Origin of the sequence: Aliivibrio fischeri (assembly GCA_038993745.2) — a bacterium.
Lineage (GTDB): Bacteria > Pseudomonadota > Gammaproteobacteria > Enterobacterales > Vibrionaceae > Aliivibrio > Aliivibrio fischeri_B.
On the sequence record CP160629.1, the window covers coordinates 2,438,030 to 2,463,700 of the forward strand.

Annotated in this window: 11 protein-coding genes, 6 tRNA genes, 3 rRNA genes and 2 pseudogenes; 9 read left to right on the forward strand and 13 right to left on the reverse strand. The window is 41.4% G+C overall.

Translation table 11 applies throughout. The annotated features are described in order from the left end of the window. Window positions 1–4 precede the first annotated feature (4 nt). On the forward strand, window positions 5–1,135 hold the full coding sequence (locus AAFX60_011715) for a glycerate kinase (GenBank protein ID XDF77331.1): 1,131 nt from the start codon (window positions 5–7) through the stop codon (window positions 1,133–1,135). A 66-nt stretch (window positions 1,136–1,201) separates the two neighbouring features. Here the strand turns inward: AAFX60_011715 and acnB are convergent. From acnB to AAFX60_011755, 8 genes and pseudogenes are all read right to left on the reverse strand, one after another. Then, a pseudogene (acnB, locus tag AAFX60_011720) lies at window positions 1,202–3,789 on the reverse strand (bifunctional aconitate hydratase 2/2-methylisocitrate dehydratase). A gap of 219 nt (window positions 3,790–4,008) precedes the next feature. Next, a complete protein-coding gene (locus AAFX60_011725; GenBank protein ID XDF77332.1) occupies window positions 4,009–6,279 on the reverse strand; it encodes a patatin-like phospholipase family protein in 2,271 nt (756 codons plus the stop codon). A 226-nt stretch (window positions 6,280–6,505) separates the two neighbouring features. Beyond that, window positions 6,506–6,582: transfer RNA gene (locus AAFX60_011730), tRNA-Asp, on the reverse strand. Between the two features lie 31 nt (window positions 6,583–6,613). Continuing rightward, a 5S ribosomal RNA gene (rrf, locus tag AAFX60_011735) occupies window positions 6,614–6,729 on the reverse strand. Between the two features lie 114 nt (window positions 6,730–6,843). Continuing rightward, window positions 6,844–9,730: ribosomal RNA gene (locus tag AAFX60_011740) — 23S ribosomal RNA — on the reverse strand. A 285-nt stretch (window positions 9,731–10,015) separates the two neighbouring features. After that, window positions 10,016–10,091 (reverse strand) — tRNA-Ala (locus tag AAFX60_011745). A gap of 37 nt (window positions 10,092–10,128) precedes the next feature. After that, window positions 10,129–10,205 (reverse strand) — tRNA-Ile (locus tag AAFX60_011750). A 69-nt stretch (window positions 10,206–10,274) separates the two neighbouring features. After that, window positions 10,275–11,823: ribosomal RNA gene (locus AAFX60_011755) — 16S ribosomal RNA — on the reverse strand. Together the 16S, 23S and 5S rRNA genes with 3 tRNA genes alongside form the textbook arrangement of a ribosomal RNA operon. 665 nt (window positions 11,824–12,488) lie before the next feature. Between AAFX60_011755 and AAFX60_011760 the strand changes: the two genes are divergently transcribed. Continuing rightward, window positions 12,489–14,114 carry a methyl-accepting chemotaxis protein gene (locus AAFX60_011760; protein XDF77333.1) on the forward strand — a complete coding sequence of 542 codons (1,626 nt, stop codon included), beginning with the start codon at window positions 12,489–12,491 and terminating at the stop codon, window positions 14,112–14,114. A gap of 140 nt (window positions 14,115–14,254) precedes the next feature. Here AAFX60_011760 and AAFX60_011765 read toward each other — a convergent pair. From AAFX60_011765 to hrpB, 5 genes are all read right to left on the reverse strand, one after another. Then, window positions 14,255–14,330 (reverse strand) — tRNA-Asn (locus AAFX60_011765). A 29-nt stretch (window positions 14,331–14,359) separates the two neighbouring features. Then, a tRNA-Thr gene (locus tag AAFX60_011770) sits at window positions 14,360–14,435 on the reverse strand. 52 nt (window positions 14,436–14,487) lie between these two features. After that, window positions 14,488–14,563: transfer RNA gene (locus AAFX60_011775), tRNA-Phe, on the reverse strand. 235 nt (window positions 14,564–14,798) lie between these two features. Beyond that, window positions 14,799–17,171: a penicillin-binding protein 1B gene (mrcB, locus tag AAFX60_011780; GenBank protein ID XDF77334.1), complete on the reverse strand. Its 2,373-nt coding sequence runs from the start codon at window positions 17,169–17,171 to the stop codon at window positions 14,799–14,801. A gap of 24 nt (window positions 17,172–17,195) precedes the next feature. Then, window positions 17,196–19,661 (reverse strand): ATP-dependent helicase HrpB, encoded by a 2,466-nt coding sequence (hrpB, locus tag AAFX60_011785; GenBank protein XDF77335.1) that lies wholly within the window; start codon window positions 19,659–19,661, stop codon window positions 17,196–17,198. Between the two features lie 59 nt (window positions 19,662–19,720). Here hrpB and sfsA point away from each other — a divergent pair, with 59 nt between their 5' ends. The 7 genes and pseudogenes from sfsA to panC all read left to right on the forward strand — a co-directional run bounded on the left by sfsA (window position 19,721) and on the right by panC (window position 25,631). Further along, window positions 19,721–20,428: a DNA/RNA nuclease SfsA gene (sfsA, locus tag AAFX60_011790; protein ID XDF77336.1), complete on the forward strand. Its 708-nt coding sequence runs from the start codon at window positions 19,721–19,723 to the stop codon at window positions 20,426–20,428. 165 nt (window positions 20,429–20,593) lie between these two features. After that, complete coding sequence (dksA, locus tag AAFX60_011795; protein XDF77337.1) at window positions 20,594–21,043, forward strand: RNA polymerase-binding protein DksA; 450 nt, start codon at window positions 20,594–20,596, stop codon at window positions 21,041–21,043. Between the two features lie 64 nt (window positions 21,044–21,107). Further along, window positions 21,108–22,001, forward strand: coding sequence for a tRNA glutamyl-Q(34) synthetase GluQRS (gluQRS, locus tag AAFX60_011800; protein ID XDF77338.1), 894 nt, complete (start codon window positions 21,108–21,110; stop codon window positions 21,999–22,001). Window positions 22,002–22,021: 20 nt separating this feature from the next. After that, window positions 22,022–23,449 carry a polynucleotide adenylyltransferase PcnB gene (gene pcnB, locus AAFX60_011805; protein XDF78941.1) on the forward strand — a complete coding sequence of 476 codons (1,428 nt, stop codon included), beginning with the start codon at window positions 22,022–22,024 and terminating at the stop codon, window positions 23,447–23,449. Continuing rightward, entirely contained in the window at window positions 23,446–23,931 is a 486-nt protein-coding gene (gene folK, locus AAFX60_011810) for a 2-amino-4-hydroxy-6-hydroxymethyldihydropteridine diphosphokinase (protein XDF77339.1), read from the forward strand. The genes pcnB and folK overlap by 4 nt, the downstream gene beginning before the upstream one ends. A 15-nt stretch (window positions 23,932–23,946) precedes the next feature. Then, window positions 23,947–24,746: pseudogene (panB, locus tag AAFX60_011815) on the forward strand (3-methyl-2-oxobutanoate hydroxymethyltransferase). 9 nt (window positions 24,747–24,755) lie between these two features. Further along, entirely contained in the window at window positions 24,756–25,631 is an 876-nt protein-coding gene (gene panC / locus AAFX60_011820; GenBank protein XDF77340.1) for a pantoate--beta-alanine ligase, read from the forward strand. The last annotated feature ends 40 nt before the right edge of the window (window positions 25,632–25,671 follow it).

Consider the following 25,671-nt stretch of genomic DNA (forward strand, 5'->3'; position numbering starts at 1 on the left):
TATTATGAAAATCGTTATTGCTCCTGACTCTTACAAAGAAAGTTTAACGGCGATGGAAGTCGCTACAGCCATTGAAGCTGGATTTAAACAAGTATTACCTCATGCTGAATATATAAAATTGCCTATGGCCGATGGTGGTGAAGGTACGGTTCAATCACTGATTGATGCAACTGGTGGCTCAATTATCGAGCACACAGTAACAGCGCCTCTTGGTGAACAAATTACCGGTTTTTATGGATTATTTGGCGATGGTCAAACAGCCATTATCGAGATGGCAGCTGCATCAGGTTTACACCTTGTTGAACCAAGTTTACGTAACCCTCTAAATACCACCACTTATGGTACTGGCGAACTAATTAAAGCGGCACTTGATAAAGGTGTAAAACACATAATTGTAGGAATCGGTGGCAGCGCTACGAATGATGGCGGGATTGGAATGGCTCAAGCGCTTGGTATCAAACTTCTGGATAAAGATGGTAATGATCTTGCTTTTGGTGGAGGTTCGTTAGCACAGCTTGTAACGATCGATACATCAAATAAAGATCCTCGCCTTGACAAGATTACACTTGAAGTTGCATGCGATGTTGATAACCCATTATGTGGTCCTAAAGGCGCCTCTTTCGTATTTGGCCCACAAAAAGGGGCAACTCCTGAGATGGTTAGCACATTAGATAACAACCTAAACCATTATGCCGATATAATGAAAGATCAACTGGGTAAAGATGTAAAAGACACTGCCGGAGCTGGTGCTGCTGGTGGGCTTGGTGCCGCCTTACTTGGTTTATTTAATGCGACTCTGCGTCCTGGTATCGAGATCGTAATGGATGCCGTAAACCTATCAGATGTTGTATCTAGTGCCGATCTTGTTATCACAGGAGAAGGTCGAATTGATAGCCAAACTATCCATGGAAAAACACCGATTGGCGTAGCAAGAACAGCGAAAAAATTTGATTTACCAGTTATTGGTATTGCAGGTTGTCTATCTGATGATTGTGCAGTCGTTCATGAGTATGGAATTGATGCGGTATTTAGTGTTGTCCCTCGCTCAGTATCTCTTGAGCTAGCATTAAAAGAAGCCGCTATTAACGTAGAAAATACCGCTCGTAATATTGCAGCAATATATTCAATGAAATAGTTAATCATCTAACGTCCTAAATAAAAAGCAGCCAATTGGCTGCTTTTTTAATTAAAGAAGATAAGGTTAAGCTGGCTCTTGGAAAATAACCGTATCCGCTTTCTCTGTATATGCTCCCATTTTATGGAAGTTCAGATAACGGTAGGTATCTGCAGCGGTTGCATTAATCCTATCAGCGTACTCTAGATACTCTTCCTTCGTCGGGATACGACCAAGAATTGCACCAACCGCAGAAAGTTCAGCAGATGCTAGGTAAACATTCGCACCTGTACCCAAACGGTTCGGGAAGTTACGAGTAGACGTAGACATTACTGTCGACTTGTCTGCCACACGTGCCTGATTACCCATACATAGTGAACAACCCGGAGTTTCAATACGAACCCCAGCACGGCCGAAGATGCCATAGTAGCCTTCTTCTGTTAGCTGATCTTTATCCATCTTAGTTGGCGGAGCCACCCATAGACGAGTGCTTAGCGAGCCGTTGAACTCTTCAAGCATCTTACCAGCAGCACGGAAGTGACCGATGTTCGTCATACAAGAACCGATGAACACTTCTTGAATCTCAGTGCCTTGAACGTCAGAAAGAAGACGAGCATCATCTGGATCGTTTGGTGCACATAGGATTGGCTGATCGATGTCAGCAAGGTCGATCTCGATAACGTGAGCGTATTCAGCATCTGAATCGGCAGACAGCAACTCAGGGTTCGCTAGCCACTCTTCCATTGCAGTAATACGGCGTTCGATAGTACGAACATCACCGTAGCCTTCAGCAATCATCCACTTAAGCATAACGATGTTTGAATTCAAATATTCTTCAATGGACTCTTGAGACAACTTAACTGTACAACCTGCAGCTGAACGCTCAGCAGATGCATCAGAAAGTTCAAACGCTTGCTCAACAGATAGGTGCTCAACACCTTCGATTTCTAGTACACGACCAGAGAATTCGTTGATCTTACCTGCTTTCTCTACTGTTAGTAGGCCTTGCTTGATGCCGTATAGAGGAATCGCGTGTACTAAATCACGTAGCGTGATACCTGGCTGCATTTCACCTTTAAAGCGAACCAAGATAGATTCAGGCATATCAAGAGGCATAACACCTGTTGCTGCCGCAAATGCTACTAGACCAGAACCCGCAGGGAATGAGATACCTAGAGGGAAACGAGTATGCGAGTCACCACCTGTACCTACAGTATCAGGTAGAAGCATACGGTTTAGCCATGAATGAATAACACCATCACCAGGGCGTAGTGATACACCAGCACGGTTCATGATAAAATCAGGTAGTGTGTGGTGCGTATTAACATCAACTGGTTTTGGGTATGCAGATGTGTGACAGAAAGATTGCATCACAAGATCCGCAGAGAAGCCAAGACAGGCAAGATCTTTAAGCTCATCACGCGTCATAGGACCCGTCGTATCTTGAGAGCCTACCGTAGTCATCTTAGGCTCACAATATTGACCTGCACGAACGCCTTCAACACCACATGCTTTACCTACCATCTTCTGAGCTAGCGTGTAGCCTTTATCAGATGCAGATGGATCAATTGGCTTAGCAAATAGATCGGTTTCCTCTAAACCAAGAGAAATACGAGCACGACTTGTTAATCCACGACCAATAATCAGTGGAATACGGCCTCCAGCACGAACTTCATCAAGCAACACTGCGCTTAATTTAAAGCTAGAGATCTCTTCATTATTTTTACGAACTACACCTTCATAAGGGAAAATATCAATAATATCTCCCATATTCATGTTTTGAACATCAAGTTCAATCGGTAGTGCTCCTGAATCTTCCATTGTGTTATAGAAGATTGGGGCAATTTTACCACCAAGACAAACACCGCCAGTGCGCTTATTTGGTACGAATGGAATATCTTCACCCATGAACCAAAGCACTGAGTTAGTTGCTGATTTACGCGAAGAACCAGTACCAACAACATCACCCACATAAGCTAATGGGATGCCGTCTTTTTGCATTTCTTCGATTTGAGTAATAGGACCAACACTACCCTGTTCATCTGGAGTGATACCATCACGTTCCATTTTCAACATTGCTTTTGCATGTACAGGAATATCAGGACGTGACCATGCATCTGGTGCTGGAGATAGGTCATCGGTGTTCGTTTCACCTGTGACTTTAAATACTTTTACTGTGATCTTTTCAGCTACTTTATCTTTTGATGTAAACCATTCTGCATCAGCCCATGATTGAAGTACTTGCTGCGCAGAACTGTTACCCGCTTTCGCTTTTTCTTCTACGTCATAAAAAGCATCGAACATCAAAAGTGTATGAGAAAGCGCTTTAACTGCAATAGGTGCCAGTTCAGTGTCATCTAATAAAGAAACAAGAGGCTCTATATTATAACCACCTTGCATTGTGCCAAGTAATTCTGCTGCTTTTTCTTTACTAACAAGTGGAGAAGAGACTTCTCCTTTAGTAACTGCTGTTAAGAAGCCAGCTTTAACATAAGCTGCTTCATCAACGCCTGGGGAATACGATTCTCTAGTAAATCAAGAATAACTTCTTCTTCGCCTTGAGGCGGATTTTTTACTAATTCAATTAATGCTGCTACTTGCTCAGCATCCAGTGGTCTTGGGACCACGCCTTCTGAAGCACGTTCTTCGACGTGTTTACGATAAGCTTCAAGCACGACTTAATTCCTCACATTTTGGCTAACTCTTGATAAGTTAGCATCCTTGGAAACGATTCAGTTTATATTCGTTAACTTTTTAATTCTGTTATAAATCTCAATAAAACAAGAGAATATGTATCGATATAGACTAAATTTGTGGCGAGATGATATCAAATTTAACTTAAAATTAAAATCTACCCACAACAAACAACATACGACTTATGGCGCATTTTTGAACTATAAAACAGCGCCAATACTTAAATATACTGATTCATGATTCTGCTCTGTTCGACCATAAGCCAAGACAATAGGACCAATTGGACTATCAACACCAATAAAAGCAGAACCTGCAGTATAGAGTGGCGCGTCCTTAATACTATCCTGATTCCAAAGACCACCATTTTCTAATGAAGCCCCTAAATAAATAGGCGATTGGAACAAACCAAAATCGTTATCCATCAAGCGGTAACGATAAACCAAACTACCGAAAATCAAGTTTTGACCAGTTAAACTGTCTTTAGGTGTACCAGATAAGCGTAAGAAACCACCAAGAGATTTAGGTTCTAACTGTAAATCTCCCTTTTTATTCTCAACAACACCATATTCAAAATTACCGACGAAAGTATGACGAGAATATGTCCATGCAGCTCTTGTATTCAATGATATTTCTATGACGGAATCTTTGGTTGCCTCAATATCAACAACACTATCTTCAACATTATCATGCGAATAAAGATATTCAGCCTTTACATAAAAACCCTTAGTTGGGAAGGTGAAATTATCTAAGGTATCTAGTCTATATTGCGCAAAGATCCCCTCACGGCTGTAGCTTGCATTCAGATCTCTTATACTAGTAAATGCCACTTTACCTTTTGTATAACGACCACCAATACGAAAATCGCTCCACAAATGACCTTGTAGTCCAACAGCACCTTCAAATACTAAGTCACTGTATTCCAGAGGGAAATCATTATCAATTGATCCTAATTCATTACCGGACAAAGAGAATTTCTTTTGCTCAACACTATAAACAGATTTAAAAGAAGTGAATAATAATTGATTAACTAAGAATGGAGTATACAACTCAGCTGAAACCAATTTATCAGTACCTAATTCAAAGTTGGTTCGTAACTCAGAACGATTATCTCTTAATCCAGTTAATTCAATATCTGTAAAGTTAATCGACATCCCAAGAGAATATTTACTTTGATTATCAAAATCATCTTCTAAAGCAAAACGGAAATCCAAATAATTTGGTCCCCAACTTTTTTCTTTAACTTCAACGATTAGATCATGTGTGCCTTCTTCATTTTCTTGATAGTAATAATCTACTCTTTCAAAGCGATCGATCACATAAAGATCTCGAATATGTTCTTCGAGTTCGTCGGCACTATAAGATCTCCCTTCTTCTAAATTTAAACGATCTAAAAGCATATTCTCTGTATACAAACTATCATTTTTAATGGTTATCTTATTTACATACAGGTCTTCACCTCTAAGCAAAGTGGACGCTTTTATCTCTTTTTCCTTTAAATATTCTTGGTACTTTTCATCAGATAATACTAATTTATCTAGTGCTTTATGTTTTTCGTAAGCGATATCATAGCCTTTACCATAAGCAAAGGGCATTTTGTCGAACTCGGCCGTTTCCATTTTTCCTACATGTGGCGCTAATAAAATATCTTTATCACCAAGAAGCTTTTCTTGTTGTTTGGTACTATTTTTCACCATAAAGTTCGTCAATTGCCCCATGACAGAAAGGTAACTAGAAATGTCATCAGCTTCTAAATAATCAGAACCAATATCTACAGCTATAACGATATCTGCTCCCATTTCTCTAACAACATCAACAGGCATATTATTTACAACACCACCATCAACAAGAAGTCGGCCGTCATATTCTGCAGGTGGAAGTGCGCCAGGAACCGACATGCTTGCCATCATAGCTTCTGCTAAGTTGCCTTTATCTAAAACAACCGGTTCAAGTTTTTCAATATCTGTTGCAACAGCACGAAAAGGGATCGGTAACTGATCGAAGGAATTTAAGTAAGGAATATTATCTGATGTAGTTCTGAGTATTTTGGCCATTGTCTGGCCTTGTACAAAACCTTTTGGGGCTTTTAATTCTGTAAATGAAAAACCAATATCCGTACCTATTTGATAACGGTCTTCATATTCTTTATCTCTGATCTGTCTTTCACTACGCTCAACCTTATCAACAAAGCCACTGTTCCAGTCAACTGTATCAATAAATGCTTCTATTTCATCAGCGCTCATTCCTGATGCATATAATCCACCAACATAGGCTCCCATACTGGTACCGGTTATATAATCAACAGGTATGTGCATCTCTTCTAATGCTTTTAAAACACCAATATGAGCAGCACCTTTCGCTCCCCCACCAGCAAGAACAAGACCTATTTTGGGACGAGATTCATCACTAGCAACAGCAGTAGAAGAAAATAGATAGAGAAATACAGAAGAAAAAATGAATGGCTTGAAGCGCATAATATCATCCTTGAAATATTGATATAAAAAGAATACAGGATGATGAGGGAGATAAAAAGCCTAACTAGCAAGAACTGACAATGAGCAAACTCTATTTTCACATTCAATTTTCTATAGATGTAAAAAGCCTAACCAACTGAACTACCTCTTCGCTCTGCTTATCTCATTCAATTTTCTACAGACGTAAAAAAGCCCTAATCTTTCGATTAGGGCTTTTTCAAATAAGTGGCGGAGTGGACGGGACTCGAACCCGCGACCCCCGGCGTGACAGGCCGGTATTCTAACCAACTGAACTACCACTCCGCAGTGTCTATTCAGTGTATCTTAATTTAAAGCCTGGCGATGTCCTACTCTCACATGGGGAAACCCCACACTACCATCGGCGCTATTACGTTTCACTTCTGAGTTCGGCATGGGATCAGGTGGGTCCATAACGCTATGGTCGCCAAGCAAATTCTTTCTCTTTATTTAATAAAGAGTATCTGGAAAGCTATATTGTGTTCTTAATCACATTCAATTCGTTTCTTGCAACTTTAAATCCGTTCAAAACCCCTTGGGTGTTGTATGGTTAAGCCTCACGGGCAATTAGTATCAGTTAGCTCAATGCCTCGCAGCACTTACACACCTGACCTATCTACGTCGTAGTCTCCAACAACCCTTTAGGATACTTAAAGTATCAGGGATGACTCATCTCAGGGCTCGCTTCACGCTTAGATGCTTTCAGCGTTTATCGATTCCGAACTTAGCTACCGGGCAATGCCACTGGCGTGACAACCCGAACACCAGAGGTTCGTCCACTCCGGTCCTCTCGTACTAGGAGCAGCCCCCTTCAATCATCCAACGCCCACGGCAGATAGGGACCGAACTGTCTCACGACGTTCTAAACCCAGCTCGCGTACCACTTTAAATGGCGAACAGCCATACCCTTGGGACCGACTTCAGCCCCAGGATGTGATGAGCCGACATCGAGGTGCCAAACACCGCCGTCGATATGAACTCTTGGGCGGTATCAGCCTGTTATCCCCGAGTACCTTTTATCCGTTGAGCGATGGCCCTTCCATTCAGAACCACCGGATCACTATGACCTGCTTTCGCACCTGCTCGAATTGTCATTCTCGCAGTCAAGCGGGCTTATGCCATTGCACTAACCTCACGATGTCCAACCGTGATTAGCCCACCTTCGTGCTCCTCCGTTACTCTTTGGGAGGAGACCGCCCCAGTCAAACTACCCACCAGGCACTGTCCGCAACCCCGATAAGGGGCCAACGTTAGAACATCAAGCATACAAGGGTGGTATTTCAAGATTGCCTCCACACATACTGGCGTACGTGCTTCAAAGGCTCCCACCTATCCTACACATGTAGGGTCAATGTTCAGTGCCAAGCTGTAGTAAAGGTTCACGGGGTCTTTCCGTCTAGCCGCGGGTACACTGCATCTTCACAGCGATTTCAATTTCACTGAGTCTCGGGTGGAGACAGCGTGGCCATCATTACGCCATTCGTGCAGGTCGGAACTTACCCGACAAGGAATTTCGCTACCTTAGGACCGTTATAGTTACGGCCGCCGTTTACTTGGGCTTCGATCAAGAGCTTCGACCGAAGTCTAACCCCATCAATTAACCTTCAAGCACCGGGCAGGCGTCACACCGTATACGTCATCTTACGATTTAGCACAGTGCTATGTTTTTAATAAACAGTTGCAGCCACCTGGTATCTGCGACTCCCGGCAGCTTAGAGAGCAAGTCTCATCACCGCTAGGAGCGTACCTTCTCCCGAAGTTACGGTACCATTTTGCCTAGTTCCTTCACCCGAGTTCTCTCAAGCGCCTTAGTATTCTCTACTCGACCACCTGTGTCGGTTTGGGGTACGATTCCTTACAATCTGAAGCTTAGAGGCTTTTCCTGGAAGCATGGCATCAATGGCTTCACTACCGTAGTAGCTCGACATCGTATCTCAGCCTAGTGTGATCCCGGATTTGCCTAAGATCACAGCCTACATACTTGAACTTGGACGACCGTCGCCAAGCCCACCTAGCCTTCTCCGTCCCCCATCGCAATTGTAAGAAGTACGGGAATATTAACCCGTTTCCCATCGACTACGCCTTTCGGCCTCGCCTTAGGGGTCGACTTACCCTGCCCCGATTAACGTTGGACAGGAACCCTTGGTCTTCCGGCGAGCGGGTTTTTCACCCGCTTTATCGTTACTCATGTCAGCATTCGCACTTCTGATACGTCCAGCACGCTTTACAACGCACCTTCAACCGCTTACAGAACGCTCCCCTACCCAATACAGTAAACTGTATTGCCGCAGCTTCGGTGTATAGTTTAGCCCCGTTACATCTTCCGCGCAGGCCGACTCGACCAGTGAGCTATTACGCTTTCTTTAAATGATGGCTGCTTCTAAGCCAACATCCTGGCTGTCTGAGCCTTCCCACATCGTTTCCCACTTAACTATAACTTTGGGACCTTAGCTGGCGGTCTGGGTTGTTTCCCTCTCCACGACGGACGTTAGCACCCGCCGTGTGTCTCCCGGATAGTACTTACTGGTATTCGGAGTTTGCAAAGGGTTGGTAAGTCGGGATGACCCCCTAGCCTTAACAGTGCTCTACCCCCAGTAGTATTCGTCCGAGGCTCTACCTAAATAGATTTCGGGGAGAACCAGCTATCTCCAGGTTTGATTGGCCTTTCACCCCTAGCCACAAGTCATCCGCTAATTTTTCAACATTAGTCGGTTCGGTCCTCCAATTGATGTTACTCAATCTTCAACCTGCCCATGGCTAGATCACCTGGTTTCGGGTCTATATCCAGAGACTGAACGCCCAGTTAAGACTCGGTTTCCCTACGGCTCCCTAAACGGTTAACCTTGCCACTGAATATAAGTCGCTGACCCATTATACAAAAGGTACGCAGTCACACCACGAAGGTGCTCCTACTGCTTGTACGTACACGGTTTCAGGTTCTATTTCACTCCCCTCACAGGGGTTCTTTTCGCCTTTCCCTCACGGTACTGGTTCACTATCGGTCAGTCAGTAGTATTTAGCCTTGGAGGATGGTCCCCCATATTCAGACAGGATATCACGTGTCCCGCCTTACTCGTTTTCACTGATGATGAGATGTCGGTTACGGGGCTATCACCCTGTATCGCGGCACTTTCCAGAGCCTTCACCTGTCTCATTAAAAGCTTAAGGGCTAACCCAATTTCGCTCGCCGCTACTTTCGGGATCTCGGTTGATTTCTCTTCCTCGGGGTACTTAGATGTTTCAGTTCTCCCGGTTCGCCTCGCTACGCTATGTATTCACGTAGCGATACGTGCTTATGCACGTGGGTTTCCCCATTCAGAAATCCCAGACTCAAATGGTTTTTACTACCTAATCTGGGCTTATCGCAAGTTAATACGTCTTTCATCGCCTCTGACTGCCAAGGCATCCACCGTGTACGCTTAGTCACTTAACCATACAACCCCAAGAGGTTTCGTATGGCATAAACAACCAAGGTTGAACTCGTCATTGCGAGTTCTGGTTTTTCGCCGGATTCAAAATACAAGAACACTTGAATGTGTTGTTCTTCGTTTTACAAAGTAAAACAAAGGATATTAAGAACTTTTAAATTTTGATTTAGATAACTCGTAAGTTATTTAAATCAGTCAGCTTTCCAAATTGTTAAAGAGCGATTTCACGCTTATGCGTGTAACCATTTTTAAAAACTCTTAAAGGTTTAACCTAAAAGAATGCTTAAAGATGGTGGAGCTATGCGGGATCGAACCGCAGACCTCCTGCGTGCAAGGCAGGCGCTCTCCCAGCTGAGCTATAGCCCCGAAATATAATGTTATCCAATACTTTCTGGAGAAGTATTGGTGGGTCTGAGTGGATTTGAACCACCGACCTCACCCTTATCAGGGGTGCGCTCTAACCAACTGAGCTACAGACCCAACATTAAGTCTCTTAATTTTTTAACCTAATCAATCTGTGTGAACACTCATAAACCGTAATCTATCGTTTAAGGAGGTGATCCAGCCCAGGTTCCCCTAGGGCTACCTTGTTACGACTTCACCCCAGTCATGAACCACAAAGTGGTGAGCGTCCTCCCGAAGGTTAAACTACCCACTTCTTTTGCAGCCCACTCCCATGGTGTGACGGGCGGTGTGTACAAGGCCCGGGAACGTATTCACCGTAGCATTCTGATCTACGATTACTAGCGATTCCGACTTCATGGAGTCGAGTTGCAGACTCCAATCCGGACTACGACGCACTTTTTGGGATTCGCTCACTATCGCTAGCTTGCAGCCCTCTGTATGCGCCATTGTAGCACGTGTGTAGCCCTACTCGTAAGGGCCATGATGACTTGACGTCGTCCCCACCTTCCTCCGGTTTATCACCGGCAGTCTCCCTGGAGTTCCCACCATTACGTGCTGGCAAACAAGGATAAGGGTTGCGCTCGTTGCGGGACTTAACCCAACATTTCACAACACGAGCTGACGACAGCCATGCAGCACCTGTCTCAGAGCTCCCGAAGGCACTAAGCTATCTCTAGCGAATTCTCTGGATGTCAAGAGTAGGTAAGGTTCTTCGCGTTGCATCGAATTAAACCACATGCTCCACCGCTTGTGCGGGCCCCGTCAATTCATTTGAGTTTTAATCTTGCGACCGTACTCCCCAGGCGGTCTACTTAACGCGTTAGCTCCGAAAGCCACTCCTCAAGGAACAACCTCCAAGTAGACATCGTTTACGGCGTGGACTACCAGGGTATCTAATCCTGTTTGCTCCCCACGCTTTCGCATCTGAGTGTCAGTGTCTGTCCAGGGGGCCGCCTTCGCCACTGGTATTCCTTCAGATCTCTACGCATTTCACCGCTACACCTGAAATTCTACCCCCTCTACAGCACTCTAGTTCACCAGTTTCAAATGCGGTTCCGAGGTTGAGCCCCGGGCTTTCACATCTGACTTAATGAACCACCTGCATGCGCTTTACGCCCAGTAATTCCGATTAACGCTCGCACCCTCCGTATTACCGCGGCTGCTGGCACGGAGTTAGCCGGTGCTTCTTCTGTAGGTAACGTCAAATCCATACGCTATTAACGCATGAACCTTCCTCCCTACTGAAAGTACTTTACAACCCGAAGGCCTTCTTCATACACGCGGCATGGCTGCATCAGGCTTTCGCCCATTGTGCAATATTCCCCACTGCTGCCTCCCGTAGGAGTCTGGACCGTGTCTCAGTTCCAGTGTGGCTGATCATCCTCTCAGACCAGCTAGAGATCGTCGCCTTGGTGAGCTCTTACCTCACCAACTAGCTAATCTCACCTGGGCTAATCTTAGCGCGAGAGGCCCGAAGGTCCCCCTCTTTGGTCCGAAGACATTATGCGGTATTAGCTATCGTTTCCAATAGTTATCCCCCACACTAAGGCATATTCCCAGGCATTACTCACCCGTCCGCCGCTCGACGCCCTTAACGTTCCCCGAAGGTTCAGTTAAGTCGTTTCCGCTCGACTTGCATGTGTTAGGCCTGCCGCCAGCGTTCAATCTGAGCCATGATCAAACTCTTCAATTAAAGTTTTTTTGGTTGCTCTGTCTTTTCTATAAAGAGAAGCAGAAACAAAACCGACTCAATGATTAATACTGATTGTTACATAAAAGTAATTTTGTGTAGTCACTCAGTTCATTGATTAGTTATTTGCTTTCGCAAATAGTGATTATCAATTCACAAGTGCCCACACAGATTGATTTGGTTAAATTGTTAAAGAGCTTTCTTCTACTTTTAAGCCATTAAGGCTTTCTTTCGAAGAGGATGGTCATTTTATTCATTTAAGCTTCAGTGTCAAGCACTTATTTGAAACCAACTTTAAAAAACCATCTAGACCAACCTGATTGCAAACCCTTACTGGACATGCTCTCCGTGTCAGTGAGGTCGCATTATAGAGACCTGATTCATATTGGCAAGCATTTTATTTAAGATTTAATTCAAATGCATAGAATATAAACAAAACGTTCAATATGAAGTCATAAAACTTATTAAAACATCCTAAAGATGATTAAAATCTAGGCTCTCAATCATAAATACCAATGATATTTAATAAATAGTGAACTTGTTCTTGTTATTTATTCCCTTCTTATTATATAAAGCGCCAAAATTCCACTCTAAAGTGGTATTTATTAAACTTATAAATCATTCTGCCGATACATATACATCAGACTAATAATCAAGGATCACAAGGCATGAAGCTAAAAAACCAATCTTACGTTCTGGCTACCATCATTTTTTGTTCTCTTATATTAATGACAGCAACAGGTTTATGGACTTTACGAGTTGCAAGTACAATAGACAACAAATCTCGAGTAACTGAGATTTTTCAAACTACCTATAACTTAATTACCAATATGGAGAATATGGTAGAAGAAGGAAAGATTGAAGAATCAAAAGCGAAAGAACTTACTATTACTATATTACGTAATAACATCTATAAAGATAATGAATACGTTTATGTTGCTGATGAAAACTTAACTTTTCTTGCTGCACCTTTAGATCCTCAGCTACACGACACAAGTTTTCATGAATTTAGAGATAGTGAAGGTCGTAGCGTAGGACAAATTTTAGAAAATGCCATTAATCAAAACCCAAATGGTATGGCTGAATATACTTGGTCCTTAAAAATGCCAGATGGCAGCATTGATAAAAAACTATCTATTGCTGAAAAAACACATAAGTGGAATTGGATTGTCGGCACTGGTATTGGCGAAACAGAAGTAAATGAACGCTTTTGGGCAACAGCACAATGGCAATTCGGGTTAGCTTTTATCATTGCTAGCTTAATACTTAGCATTTTAATGATTGCAATTAAACGTATGCTTGCCCTGCTTGGTGGCGAACCTCACGATGTACGATCTGCAATTCAAACAGTTGCAGCAGGACAAATCGTCACTCAATTTGATACTAAAGCCCCTGAAGGCAGTATTTATCAAGCGGTTCAAACAATGAATCTCTCTTTAGCTGAACTGGTTGAACATTTAACCCAATCAATGATTGCATTAAAAGACGAGTTATCTGATGTGCATTCTCGTTCAGGTACCGTAAGTCAACTGACTGAAGATCAGCACCAATCAACAGAAATGATTGCTACTGCTATAACTGAAATGGCATCTTCTGCAAATAATGTAGCAGAATCAGCACAGCAAACGGCTATCAATACAGATAATGCAGATAAACAAAGTGTACGTACACAAGAGTTAATTAATGCTACCGTATCAAACATTGAAGGTTTAGCAGAGCAATTAAGTACTGCAAGTACAGCCGTAGCTGAGCTAGATAATGAAGTAAATAGTATTGTTAAAGTGCTAGATGTAATTGGTGATATTGCTGAACAAACAAACTTATTAGCATTAAACGCAGCAATTGAAGCAGCACGAGCAGGTGAACAAGGACGTGGGTTTGCTGTTGTTGCAGATGAAGTTCGTAACCTTGCAGGCCGAACTCAAGGCAGCACTAAAGAAATTCAGCAAATGATTTCTAACCTTCAAGAAGGTTCACATAATGCTATTTCTACTATGGAAGTATGTGCTGAAACGAGTAAGAGCACAGTATCTGAATCTAAAAATGCTTCTGATGCTTTACAACAAATTGTAACGGCTCTTGAAACTATCTCTAGCATGAGCCATCAGATAGCAAGTGCATCTGAAGAGCAAAAATACGTTAGTGAAAATATTACACAGCGAGTGAATATCATTGAAGAAAGTGGTCAACAACTAGCGAAAGTTGTCGCTGATAGCCAGAACAGCACTCAAACATTAACAGAACTTGCTGATGACCTTGAGACTTGGCTAAATAAATTCCAAGTTAAACATTAAGTTTAAAATCCATCGCCACTCTTTGAAAGCATGCTACTACAGCATGCTTTTTTATAGTACCAATTTACTCAAGACGAAGTAGGAAATACAAATTTCAAATATAAAAAAAGCCTCGTCATTTCTGACAAGGCTTTAAAAAGTGGCTCCCTTTGCTGGACTTGAACCAGCGACATACGGATTAACAGTCCGCCGTTCTACCGACTGAACTAAAAGGGAACAGATTTTTATTCTCAAAAGAGAAGAGATGGTGCCGACTACCGGAGTCGAACTGGTGACCTACTGATTACAAGTCAGTTGCTCTACCTACTGAGCTAAGTCGGCACACTTAATTTCATTGCTCGTGCTAATCATGTTAGACACCAACAAATTAATATGGTGCCCGGAGGCGGAATCGAACCACCGACACGAGGATTTTCAATCCTCTGCTCTACCGACTGAGCTATCCGGGCAACGAGGTGTATTAGAATGCTTTTTAGTTTCAGGGTCAACAACTAATTACAAAAAAAGGATTGTTTGGTGAAAATATACTCGCAACGGTCGATTTTATAACATTTTCATCAAAAGATAATCGACTTTATTCAATATATCCTCTTTAAACTCTCATTCAATAATTAGTAAAATTGTATGCCTCTCTTAATTATCTAGCATGATTTGATAATTAAGAGAGGATCTCTTTGTTAACAGTTAAAAACCAAAAATATCAGTTAACCAAGCTGCAGGCTTATTCTTTTCACACTCAGCTTTATACTGCCCTTTTTGATCCCAAATAGGTAACTTCACTCGACCTGAACAATCTGGTTCTAGTGTTTTATTACTTTGTAAATCAAATCCAGCGGTTGTCACTTCATTTGGCCACGGTAATTGAAGCACTTCAGGAGAGCGCATACTTAGATAATCAGCGTAAACTCGTAACGCACCACTTGAACCTGTCAATTTCATTGGTTTGTTATCATCACGACCTAACCAAGTAATAGCAACCTCACGACCATCAATACCTGCATACCAACTGTCTCTTGAATCATTACTTGTTCCCGTTTTACCAGCTAAAGCCGCCCAACTATATTTACTATTTAAGAAGCGAGCCGTTCCTTCACTCACCGTTCGTTTCATTCCATACACAGTTAACCACGTTGCTTGTTCAGGAACTACTGCGGCTGATTTTGGGAAGTTTTCATAAAGTAAGTTTCCATCATTATCTACAACTGCCTTAAGTGCTGTTAAAGCAGCTTTTCTCCCACCATTACCAATCGTTTGATACATTTGAGCTACTTGATATGGAGATAAGTTGATGGATCCTAATAGCATTGATGGCACTTGATTAATCTCATTTGCATCAACCCCTAATTTAACTAGAGTGTCGGTCACTTTGCTTAAGCCAACCATCAAACCAAGATTTACTGTTGGTACATTTAAAGAACGAGAAAGAGCATAATAAAGAGGAACCTCTCCTCTGAATTTACGGTCAAAGTTTCTTGGCGTCCATGTTGTACCTTTACTTCCTTTTAATGCAATCGGTTTATCATCTAACGTTGTTGCTAATGAAAACTTATCCGGTGTTTCTAATGCACTCAAATAGATAGCAGGTTTAACTAATGACCCAATTGGTCGTTTAGCATTAATCGCTCGGTTAAATCCATCAAATCCAGTTCGGCTGCCACCAATCATTGCTCGAATTTCACCACTTTGACGATCAACAATCACCATTGCAGCTTCCAAGCCCTTCCCAGCCCTTTTTTCTAACTGAGGTACTGTTCTCTCAACGGCCTGCTCTGCTTTTTGCTGAGACAGAGGATCCAGAGTAGTGAATACTCGTAGCCCTTCTCCTTTCTGATATGCCTTACCCGCTTTCTCTTTTAACTCCCATTTTAATTGCTGGAAATAAGCCGGTTGTCTTGTCGCTATAGTTGCTCGTTTTTTTACATCGAGTGGACGGCTAGCTGCCATTTCATATTGATGAGGCGATAAGATCTCTTCTTGCATCATTAATCGAAGAACTAAATCTCGGCGCTCTTTTACTCGTTCAGGGAAACGCATCGGATTGTAATAAGACGGGCCTTTCACCATACCAACTAACATCGCTAGTTGATCAATACGCAACTCTTCTATTGGTCGACCAAAATACACCTGTGCAGCCAAGCCAAAACCATGAATGGCCTCTCCCCCAGTTTGCCCTAAATACACCTCATTTAAATACGCTTCTAAAATACGGTCTTTGCTGTAACGATAATCTAAAATTAATGCAAGATACGCTTCTCGAACTTTTCGCCATAATGTACGTTCACGAGAAAGAAATAAGTTTTTCGCCAATTGTTGAGTCAGCGTACTACCACCTTGCACGGTTCGTCCTGCCTTAGCATTCACAACCATAGCTCGAGCTATAGCAAGAGGAGAAACACCATCGTGCTGATAAAAATCACGATCTTCTGTTGCTAATAAAGCATCAACCATCACCTCTGGAAATTGCTCTCTACGTAAGAATAAACGCTGTTGATCATCATCAGCATCCAACATACCTAAGAACTGAGGCTCTATTTGTAAAAAGCCCATTTGTTTCATTACGCTTCTATTTTCAATTTTCTGAAGTCCTTCAGAATTAAAATAAAGCATGACATGACGATCTGGCTCTGGTCCTTGTTGAAATTCAAAAGGACGACGAATTAATTCAATTTTTGTTGATGATGATGAATATTCACCAGGGCGTTGAGGTTGACGTACTTTTTGATATTTAAGTAAATCCAACTCATTTTGAACCGTTCTTAAACTGATATTTTGCCCAGGAGATAACGTTAACACTCGGCTATAAACAACCGTTGGTAAGCTAAATAATTGACCATCAAAACGTTTCTTAACTACGGTATCAAGATAAATACCGGCGATAACAAGAATAGCTAAAACAACCAAACTTAATTTAAAGCCTAAAATCATCAAACTCTTCCAAAAAGGACGAGACGATTGCGCTTTTTTCTTAGATGATGTTTTTCTTTTCGCTGGTGCTTTCTTCTTTGCTGCCGTTTTTTTAGGGGCAGCTTTTGTTGGTGTTTTTTTCTTTTCAGCCATGAGAAATCTTTTTAATTATGAATATTAGTTAAAGTGACGTTTTGTTTTTTTGGTTGCTTGATGTGTTGCAGGATCATCTGGCCAAATATGCTTTGGATAACGCCCTTTCATCTCTTTTTGTACTTCTTTATAAGAACCTTGCCAAAAACCAGCAAGATCGCTTGTTGTTTGTAATGGTCTTTGTGCTGGTGACAATAGTTCCATCATTAGTTTTTTTGTTCCTTTTGCTAATAACGGCGTTTCAGCCTCTCCATATACTTCTTGCATTCGAACTGAGATCTTAGGTTCTGACTGTAATTGATACTGTATCTTTGCTTTTGTTCCTGTCGGTAATACGTAATGGCTAGGTAAATATTCATTAATTAACTGCATATTATTCCAACCAACATAAGCCTCTAACGCTTCCATAATATTCAGTTCTTTTAGTTGTTTATCACTTTTGATGTGATGCATAAAAGGTTGCAGCCACTTATCGACATCATTTAATAAATGGGTTTCATCTAACAAAGGTAAACCCAATTCAGGCAACCATATCGATGCACATAGCAAACGAGAATGAAATGCTTCTACTGTGTCACTCCAATTTAAGCTAGATAATCCTTGTCTCTGAACCATGCGTAGCAATGCTTCTGATATTTTACTTTCATCTGGTGACTTTATTAGTTGACGCTTAATCACCAACGCCCCTAATTGAGTCCGTTGTTCGGCAAGCATGCGACCATTTTTTTCATCCCAATCAACATACTCTACTTCAGATAGTAAATCAGAACAGGAGTCTAAAAGTGATGACAGTGTTAAAGAAGCACCAAGTAAAACCTGACTGCGGTTATTTACGCCTTTTAATAAATCAACCACCACCAAATAATCACTTTGAGCAAGATTTTCTAGTTCATCAACTTGAACCCCATGCCCATTAGATAATTGAAATTGACCAGAATCACCTTTGGCCATTGCAAGTCGATCTGGGAAACCATTAACTAATACTTCTCCTACATAAGTAGGTGATGCCAATTCTTTATCTTCATTAACTAAGAGCATTTTAGCTAATCGGTGAGCTCTTTGATGATAATAATTTGATTTCGGATACTTCCCATCTAGCAGCAAAGAAAGGTGGTAACTTACGTCTTTTGACTTTATTGACTTAGCTGGTTCTTCAATAATCGGCAAAAGAAATAATGCTGTATTTAGATGAGCCAATGACATTTCCTTTGCACGAAGCAATATCGTAGAAAGTCGAGGATCCATGCCTAAGTGTTGTGACTGTTCACCAAAAACTGTTAATTGTCCTTGAGTATCAAGCTGCCCCAATTGTTTTAATAATTCTTTTGCTTGTTGAACATTAGAATTGGGTGGCACTGTTAACCACTGTAAATCCGAAGGTTGTGTCACTCCCCACTTAGCTAACTCTACAATCAAAGAACTAAGATCTGACGATTCAATTTCAGGGGTAGGAACTAATGCTTGTTGTTTGAATTGCGACTCACTGTACAATCGAATGCAGATACCTGATTCTAAACGTCCTGCTCGCCCTTTTCTTTGCTCTGATGCTGATTGTGCTATACGCTTTTTTTCTAATTTTGTAATTCCTGTTTTCGCATCAAAGCTCGCCTTATTTTCATACCCACTATCGATAACAACTCGAACACCTTCAATCGTTAAACTGGTTTCAGCGATATTCGTTGCAAGTACAACTTTTCTTTGTCCTATTGGTGCTGGCATTAAGGCTTGTTGTTGCTTTCTTATTTCCAGTTGACCATACAAAGGAGCAAGAATCACCTCTGATGAAAGATCACTTAACCTCTCTTCCAGCTGTTTAATCTCCCCGACGCCAGAAAGAAAAACCAAAATTGAGCCTGTTTCGTTAATCAAGGTTTGTCGAATAGCATTCTCTGTTGCATCAAGTAGCTTTTGATTCTCCTTTAATGGCTGATAACGTGTTTCAACTGGAAATAAACGACCGTCTGACTCTAAATAGGCTGCATTAGGTAATAATTTTTGTAACGCTGCTTGTTCTAATGTTGCCGACATCACCAATAATTTAAGATCTTCCCTCAAAGCATCTTGAACTTCCAGAGCAAAAGCTAAAGAAGTATCTGCGTGAATGCTTCTTTCATGGTATTCATCAAAAATAAGTAACCCTACGTCTGATAATTCAGGATCAGACTGAATCATACGTGTCATGATCCCTTCTGTCACAATCTCCAAACGAGTTCTAGAACTGACTTTTGCTTCACCACGCACTCTAAAACCAACTTGCTCACCCACCTTTTCACCTAATTGAGATGCTAAGTAATTCGCAATATTACGGGCAGCTAAACGCCTTGGCTCTAACATTATAATTTTGCCATCAATCAGATTCTCTCTTAACAAAGTAAGCGGCAAAAAAGTAGACTTACCAGCACCTGTCGACGCTTTTAAAATAAGCTGAGAGTGATGCTTTAATTTCTCAATCAGTGATGGGATCACTGTTTCAATAGGTAACTGTGACAATGGGTTCGCCTTATGGCATTATCTCGAATTAAACCATTGTACAAAAAAACAGTAGTTAAATGAAATTTGAACCTGAATTAGAATCTGGGAAGCTAATAAAACGTTATAAACGCTTTTTAGCTGATATTAAACTTGACGATAATAGTGAGCGCACAATTCATTGCGCTAACACTGGAGCAATGACTGGCTGTGCAGAACCTGACAGTACGGTGTTTTTTTCAACATCCAGTAACCTCAAGCGCAAATACCCTAACAGTTGGGAGCTCAGCGTCACAGAAAACAATCACACAATATGCGTTAATACCCTTCGAGCTAATCAATTAGTTGTCGAGGCGATTCAAGATCAGAACATAAAAGAGCTGACTGAATATGACGAGCTAAAAACCGAAGTAAAATACGGCTCAGAGAACAGTCGAATTGATATTTTACTTACTGGTAAATCGTTACCTGACTGCTATATTGAAGTGAAGAGCGTCACATTATTAAGTGAATCGGGTCAAGGTTTCTTTCCAGATGCCGTTACAACCCGTGGCCAAAAACACTTAAGGGAATTAAGCGAAATGGCACAACTTGGCCATAAAGCCATATTATTTTTCGCTGTTTTACATTCGGGTATTGAAAAAGTCTCAATCGCACACCATATAGACCAGCAATATCATTCTTTATTAATTGATGCGATTGAAAATGGGGTCAATATTCTCTGCTACCAAGCAGAGATGTCATCAAAAGAGATGAAGATCGTACGCAAGCTACCTTTTAGTATTTAGTCACTTCATTCGTGTAATAAATACATTCTTTTTAAGAAAAGTGCTACGTTCTTGCTACTGGATCTCAATTGATGAAATCAATATTTGATTGCCTCTTTTCTTTCTGCTATAGATAGCGCCCTCATTTGGCTAGTGAGAGTCAAAGACGTTTTAGGAGAAGCTGTAATGCCAGAGAGCAATACAAAAAGAACGCTAGGAATTCTAGCTATCGCTGGTGTTGAACCTTATCAGGAAAAAGCCGGTGAGGAATACATGGGCCCAGCCCAAGTTGAACACTTTACAAAGATTTTAGAAGCTTGGCGTAACCAACTTAGGGAAGAAGTTGCACGCACTGTGAACCACATGAAAGATGAAGCAGCGAACTTTCCAGATCCAGTTGATCGCGCAGCTCAAGAAGAAGAATTTAGTTTAGAACTGCGTAATCGTGACCGTGAGCGCCGTTTAATTAAGAAAATTGAGAAAACACTAACAAAAATCGAAGAAGAAGAATTCGGCTTCTGTGATTCTTGTGGTATTGAAATCGGTATTCGTCGATTAGAAGCACGTCCAACTGCTGATCTTTGTATTGACTGTAAAACTCTTGCAGAAATCAAAGAAAAGCAAATGGCAGGTTAATACCTATCAAATCATAAAAAAGGGAGCATTCGCTCCCTTTTTTACGTTTAAATAGTGAATATTTATGACAACTCAATACATTGGTCGTTTTGCACCATCACCTTCTGGTCCATTACACTTTGGCTCTCTTGTTGCAGCGCTAGGGAGCTACTTACAAGCTAAATCTCATCAAGGAAAATGGCTCCTTCGTATTGAAGATCTTGACCCTCCAAGGGAAGTACCAGGCGCCGCTTCCTTAATCATTCAAACCATAGAGAATTACGGTCTAGAATGGGACGAAGAAATTGTATACCAAAGTCAACGACACGATTTATATCAATCTCAAATAGATAAATGGCTGCAAGAAAACAACGCTTATTATTGCCAGTGCACACGTAAACAAATAAAAGAAGACGGTGGTTTTTATTTAGGCCACTGCAAAGATAAGCACCATTCAGAAAAAAATTCTGCTGTTCGTTTGGTTATGCAACATCCTGTTGAATCATTTAATGATATTAAACATGGCACGATTACAATCCCAAGCAAACTTGCACACGAAGACTTTATTATTAAACGTCGAGATGGACTATTTGCTTATAATCTCGCCGTGGTTCTTGATGATATCGACCAAGGAGTTACCGAAGTGGTTCGCGGTGCCGATCTCATTGAGCCAACAGGACGCCAAATATCACTTTACCGTCAATTGGGTGCAAATGAAGTTAACTACCTTCATTTACCCCTTGCTGTTGATGAAAAAGGCAATAAACTTTCTAAACAAAACTATGCACCCGCTATTGATAATAGTAACCCTAAACCAACACTATTAGCTGCATTAACGTTTTTAGGGTTTATAATTCCATTAGAAGTAAAGCAAGCTACATTGAATGAAATTCTTCAATGGGCAATCCAACATTGGCAATTAAATCAGCTTCCAACTGGGCTCGAGATCACTACCCCATTCTCAAAACCCTCAATTTAAGCTATGATGTGCGCCTATTTTTGACTGCTCACTTGAATATCGAGGTTATTATCTTTAATCAAGTTGCCCGTTTTTGTCGTAATTTACTCAAAAACAACAGTGATATTTGCTCAACAGAGGATTTGAAACTGAACGTTATCACACGCCAAGAACATAATATTTCACGTAAAGATTTAAGTGATAATGCACTTAAAGTTCTTTACCGTCTAAGCAATGCTGGATATGACGCTTATCTGGTAGGCGGAGGTGTGCGCGATATTCTATTAGGTCAAGAACCTAAAGACTTTGATATTGCAACCAATGCAACTCCAGAGCAAATCAAAAAACTATTCAGAAATTGTCGTTTAATTGGTCGACGATTCCGTCTTGCTCATATTCTTTTTGGTCGAGATGTTATTGAAGTTGCTACCTTCCGTGGTCACCACAAAGAAGATAATGAGAAAAAGAATATCTCAGCGCAATCTGACGAAGGGATGTTACTACGCGATAACGTATATGGCACAGTAGAAGAAGATGCTGAACGTCGTGACTTTACGGTTAATGCGATGTACTACAATATCGCAGACTACTCGATACACGATTACGCCAACGGCATTGAAGATTTAAAAAATGGCATTATCCGCTTAATTGGTGATCCAGAAACTCGTTATCGCGAAGACCCAGTACGTATGCTTCGTGCAGTTCGTTTTGCTGCAAAATTAGATATGACTATTTGTGATAAAACAGCGGCACCTATTGCTGAGCTTTCACCTCTACTAAGAGACATTCCTGCCGCACGTTTATTTGAAGAGTCATTAAAACTACTGCAAACCGGTAATGGATTAAATACTTACTGGATGCTACGAGACTTTAATCTTTTCCAACAATTGTTCCCTGTTCTCACTCCTTTCTTAACGGAAGAGGGAAACAGTCCAGCAGAACAAATGATTGAGCTTGTATTACGCTCTACAGATAAGCGAATTAACAGCGGTAAGCGTGTAAACCCTGCGTTTATGTTTGCAGCAATGCTTTGGTACCCACTAACAGCAAAAGCGCAAGAAATCCAAGATGACAATCCAAAATTTGATCACTACGAATCAATAATGGAAGCATCTAATCTAATTCTTGATACTCAAGTAAGAAGTACTGCGATCCCACGTCGCTTAACTGCAACGATTCGTGATATTTGGCAACTTCAATTACGCTTACCTCGTCGCACGGGTAAACGAGCTTTTGTACTTATTGAGCAACAGAAATTCCGTGCAGCTTATGATTTCTTAGAAATGCGTGGCAAAGTTGAAGGCGGCGAAACCAAAGATTTATGTGACTGGTGGACTGAGTTCCAAGATGCACCAGCACCACATCGTAACAATATGGTTCAAAATTTAAACGGTGGTCGCCGTTCTGGTGGTCCTCGTAAGCGTCGCAGCCCATATCGTAAGAAAAAAAGAGCAAATAACGACTCATGATCAAAGTAATTATTGCGATTGGGAGTAACCTTGGAGATCCCGTAGCTCAAGCAAAAGTGGCTATCAATGCCCTGCACCAGCTCCCGGACTCTAAAGTAACAGCGGTATCATCGCTTTACAGCAGTTCACCTATGGGTCCTCAAGATCAACCTGACTACATTAACGCAGTTGTTGAGATTGAAACCAACCTTGCTCCAATGGAATTACTGGATCTCACTCAAAAGATTGAGCTTGAGCAAGGTCGCGTGCGTAAGGAAGAGCGCTGGGGACCAAGAACTTTAGATCTCGATATTATTTTATTTGGCGATCAAACGATCGACAATGAGCGATTAACCGTGCCTCACTATGGCATGAAAGAACGTGAATTTGTTCTTTATCCGCTCGCTGAAATTTATAATGATTTAACTTTACCTGATGGCACAACCCTTTCTCAGTTACTAAAAACTGTAGATAGAAATGGTTTGTCTATTTGGGAAGATTAATCGCTTCTAGTAAGGATGTTTTATGAAAAAATCTCTATTCATGACTTAATGAAGTGGAAGCAAGAAGGCAAAAAATTTGCCACTGTTACAGCATATGATGCTAGCTTCGCACAACTATTTGAACAGCAAGAAGTCCCTGTTTTATTAGTCGGTGATTCATTAGGTATGGTTTTACAAGGTAAGAGCGACACTCTACCTGTAACCACTGAAGAGATCGCTTACCATACTCGCTGTGTACGTGCAGGCAGCCCAAATAGCCTATTAATGGCAGATATGCCATTCATGAGCTACGCAACTCCTGAGCAAGCGTGTGAGAATGCTGGAAAGCTAATGCAAGCAGGCGCTAACATGGTGAAGATTGAAGGCGGTGAATGGATAGCTGAAACAGTTCGAGTCCTTGCAGAGCGTGCCGTCCCAGTTTGTGCGCACCTTGGTTTAACACCTCAATCAGTTAATATTTTTGGTGGGTTCCGCATTCAAGGTCGTGATGAAGCTAAAGCAGAGCAAATGATAAAAGATGCCTTAACGCTTGAAGCTGCTGGTGCTCAAATTATCCTACTAGAATGCGTTCCAGCTTCTCTTGCTGAGCGTATTACAAAAGCATGTACAGTTCCTGTTATTGGTATTGGTGCAGGTAACGTGACTGATGGTCAAATCCTTGTAATGCACGATATGTTTGGTATTTCAGCTAACTACATGCCTAAATTCTCAAAAAACTTTTGGCAGAAACTGGTGATATGCGTAAAGCGGTCACTAAATACATTCAAGATGTTGAGCAAGGTGTATTCCCTGCTGCTGAACATACATTTAACTAAGGAAACGTAATGGACATTTTTTCTGAAATTTTACCATTACGCGAGCAGATCAAAGCTTGGAAACGCGAAGGTAAACGTATTGCTTTCGTTCCAACAATGGGAAATCTACACGAAGGTCATTTAACTCTAATTCGTACAGCTCGCGAGCATGCGGATATTGTAGTTGCTAGTATTTTTGTTAATCCAATGCAATTTAACAATGCTGATGACCTAACAAACTACCCAAGAACAATAGACGAAGATGTTGAAAAACTGACTTCTGAAAACGTTGATCTTGTATTCACACCAACTCCTGAGATCATGTATCCAGAAGGATTAGAGAAACAAACAACTGTTGACGTTCCTGTTATCTCTATTATTTTAGAAGGCGCTTCTCGTCCAGGTCACTTTAAAGGTGTCTCGACGGTTGTTAATAAGCTATTCAATATTGTTCAACCTGATGTTGCTTGCTTTGGTGAAAAAGACTTCCAACAGCTTGCGCTTATTCGTCAAATGGTTATCGATATGGCATTAGATGTTGAAATCGTTGGCGTACCAACCGTTCGTGAGATGGATGGATTGGCAATGAGCTCACGCAATAACCTATTAACACTTAATGAGCGTCAGCGTGCACCAGTTTTAGCTCGTACTATGCGTTGGATCAGTAGCCAAATGCGTGGCGGCCGTAATGATTACCTATCTCTAATTGAAGATGCCAGTGATCAATTACGCGCAGCAGATCTGCAACCGGATGAGATCTTTATTCGTGATGCAAGAACGCTACAAGAGCCAACAGAAGAGACAACTCAAGCCGTTATTCTAATGGCAGCGTTCCTTGGTCAAGTTCGTTTAATTGATAACTTAGTTGTTGAATTAGCAGCGGCATCGAACGACGAAGAAGAGTAATCTTTTCTAAAAGAAAAATAAAAGGGCTGAAGATAATCAC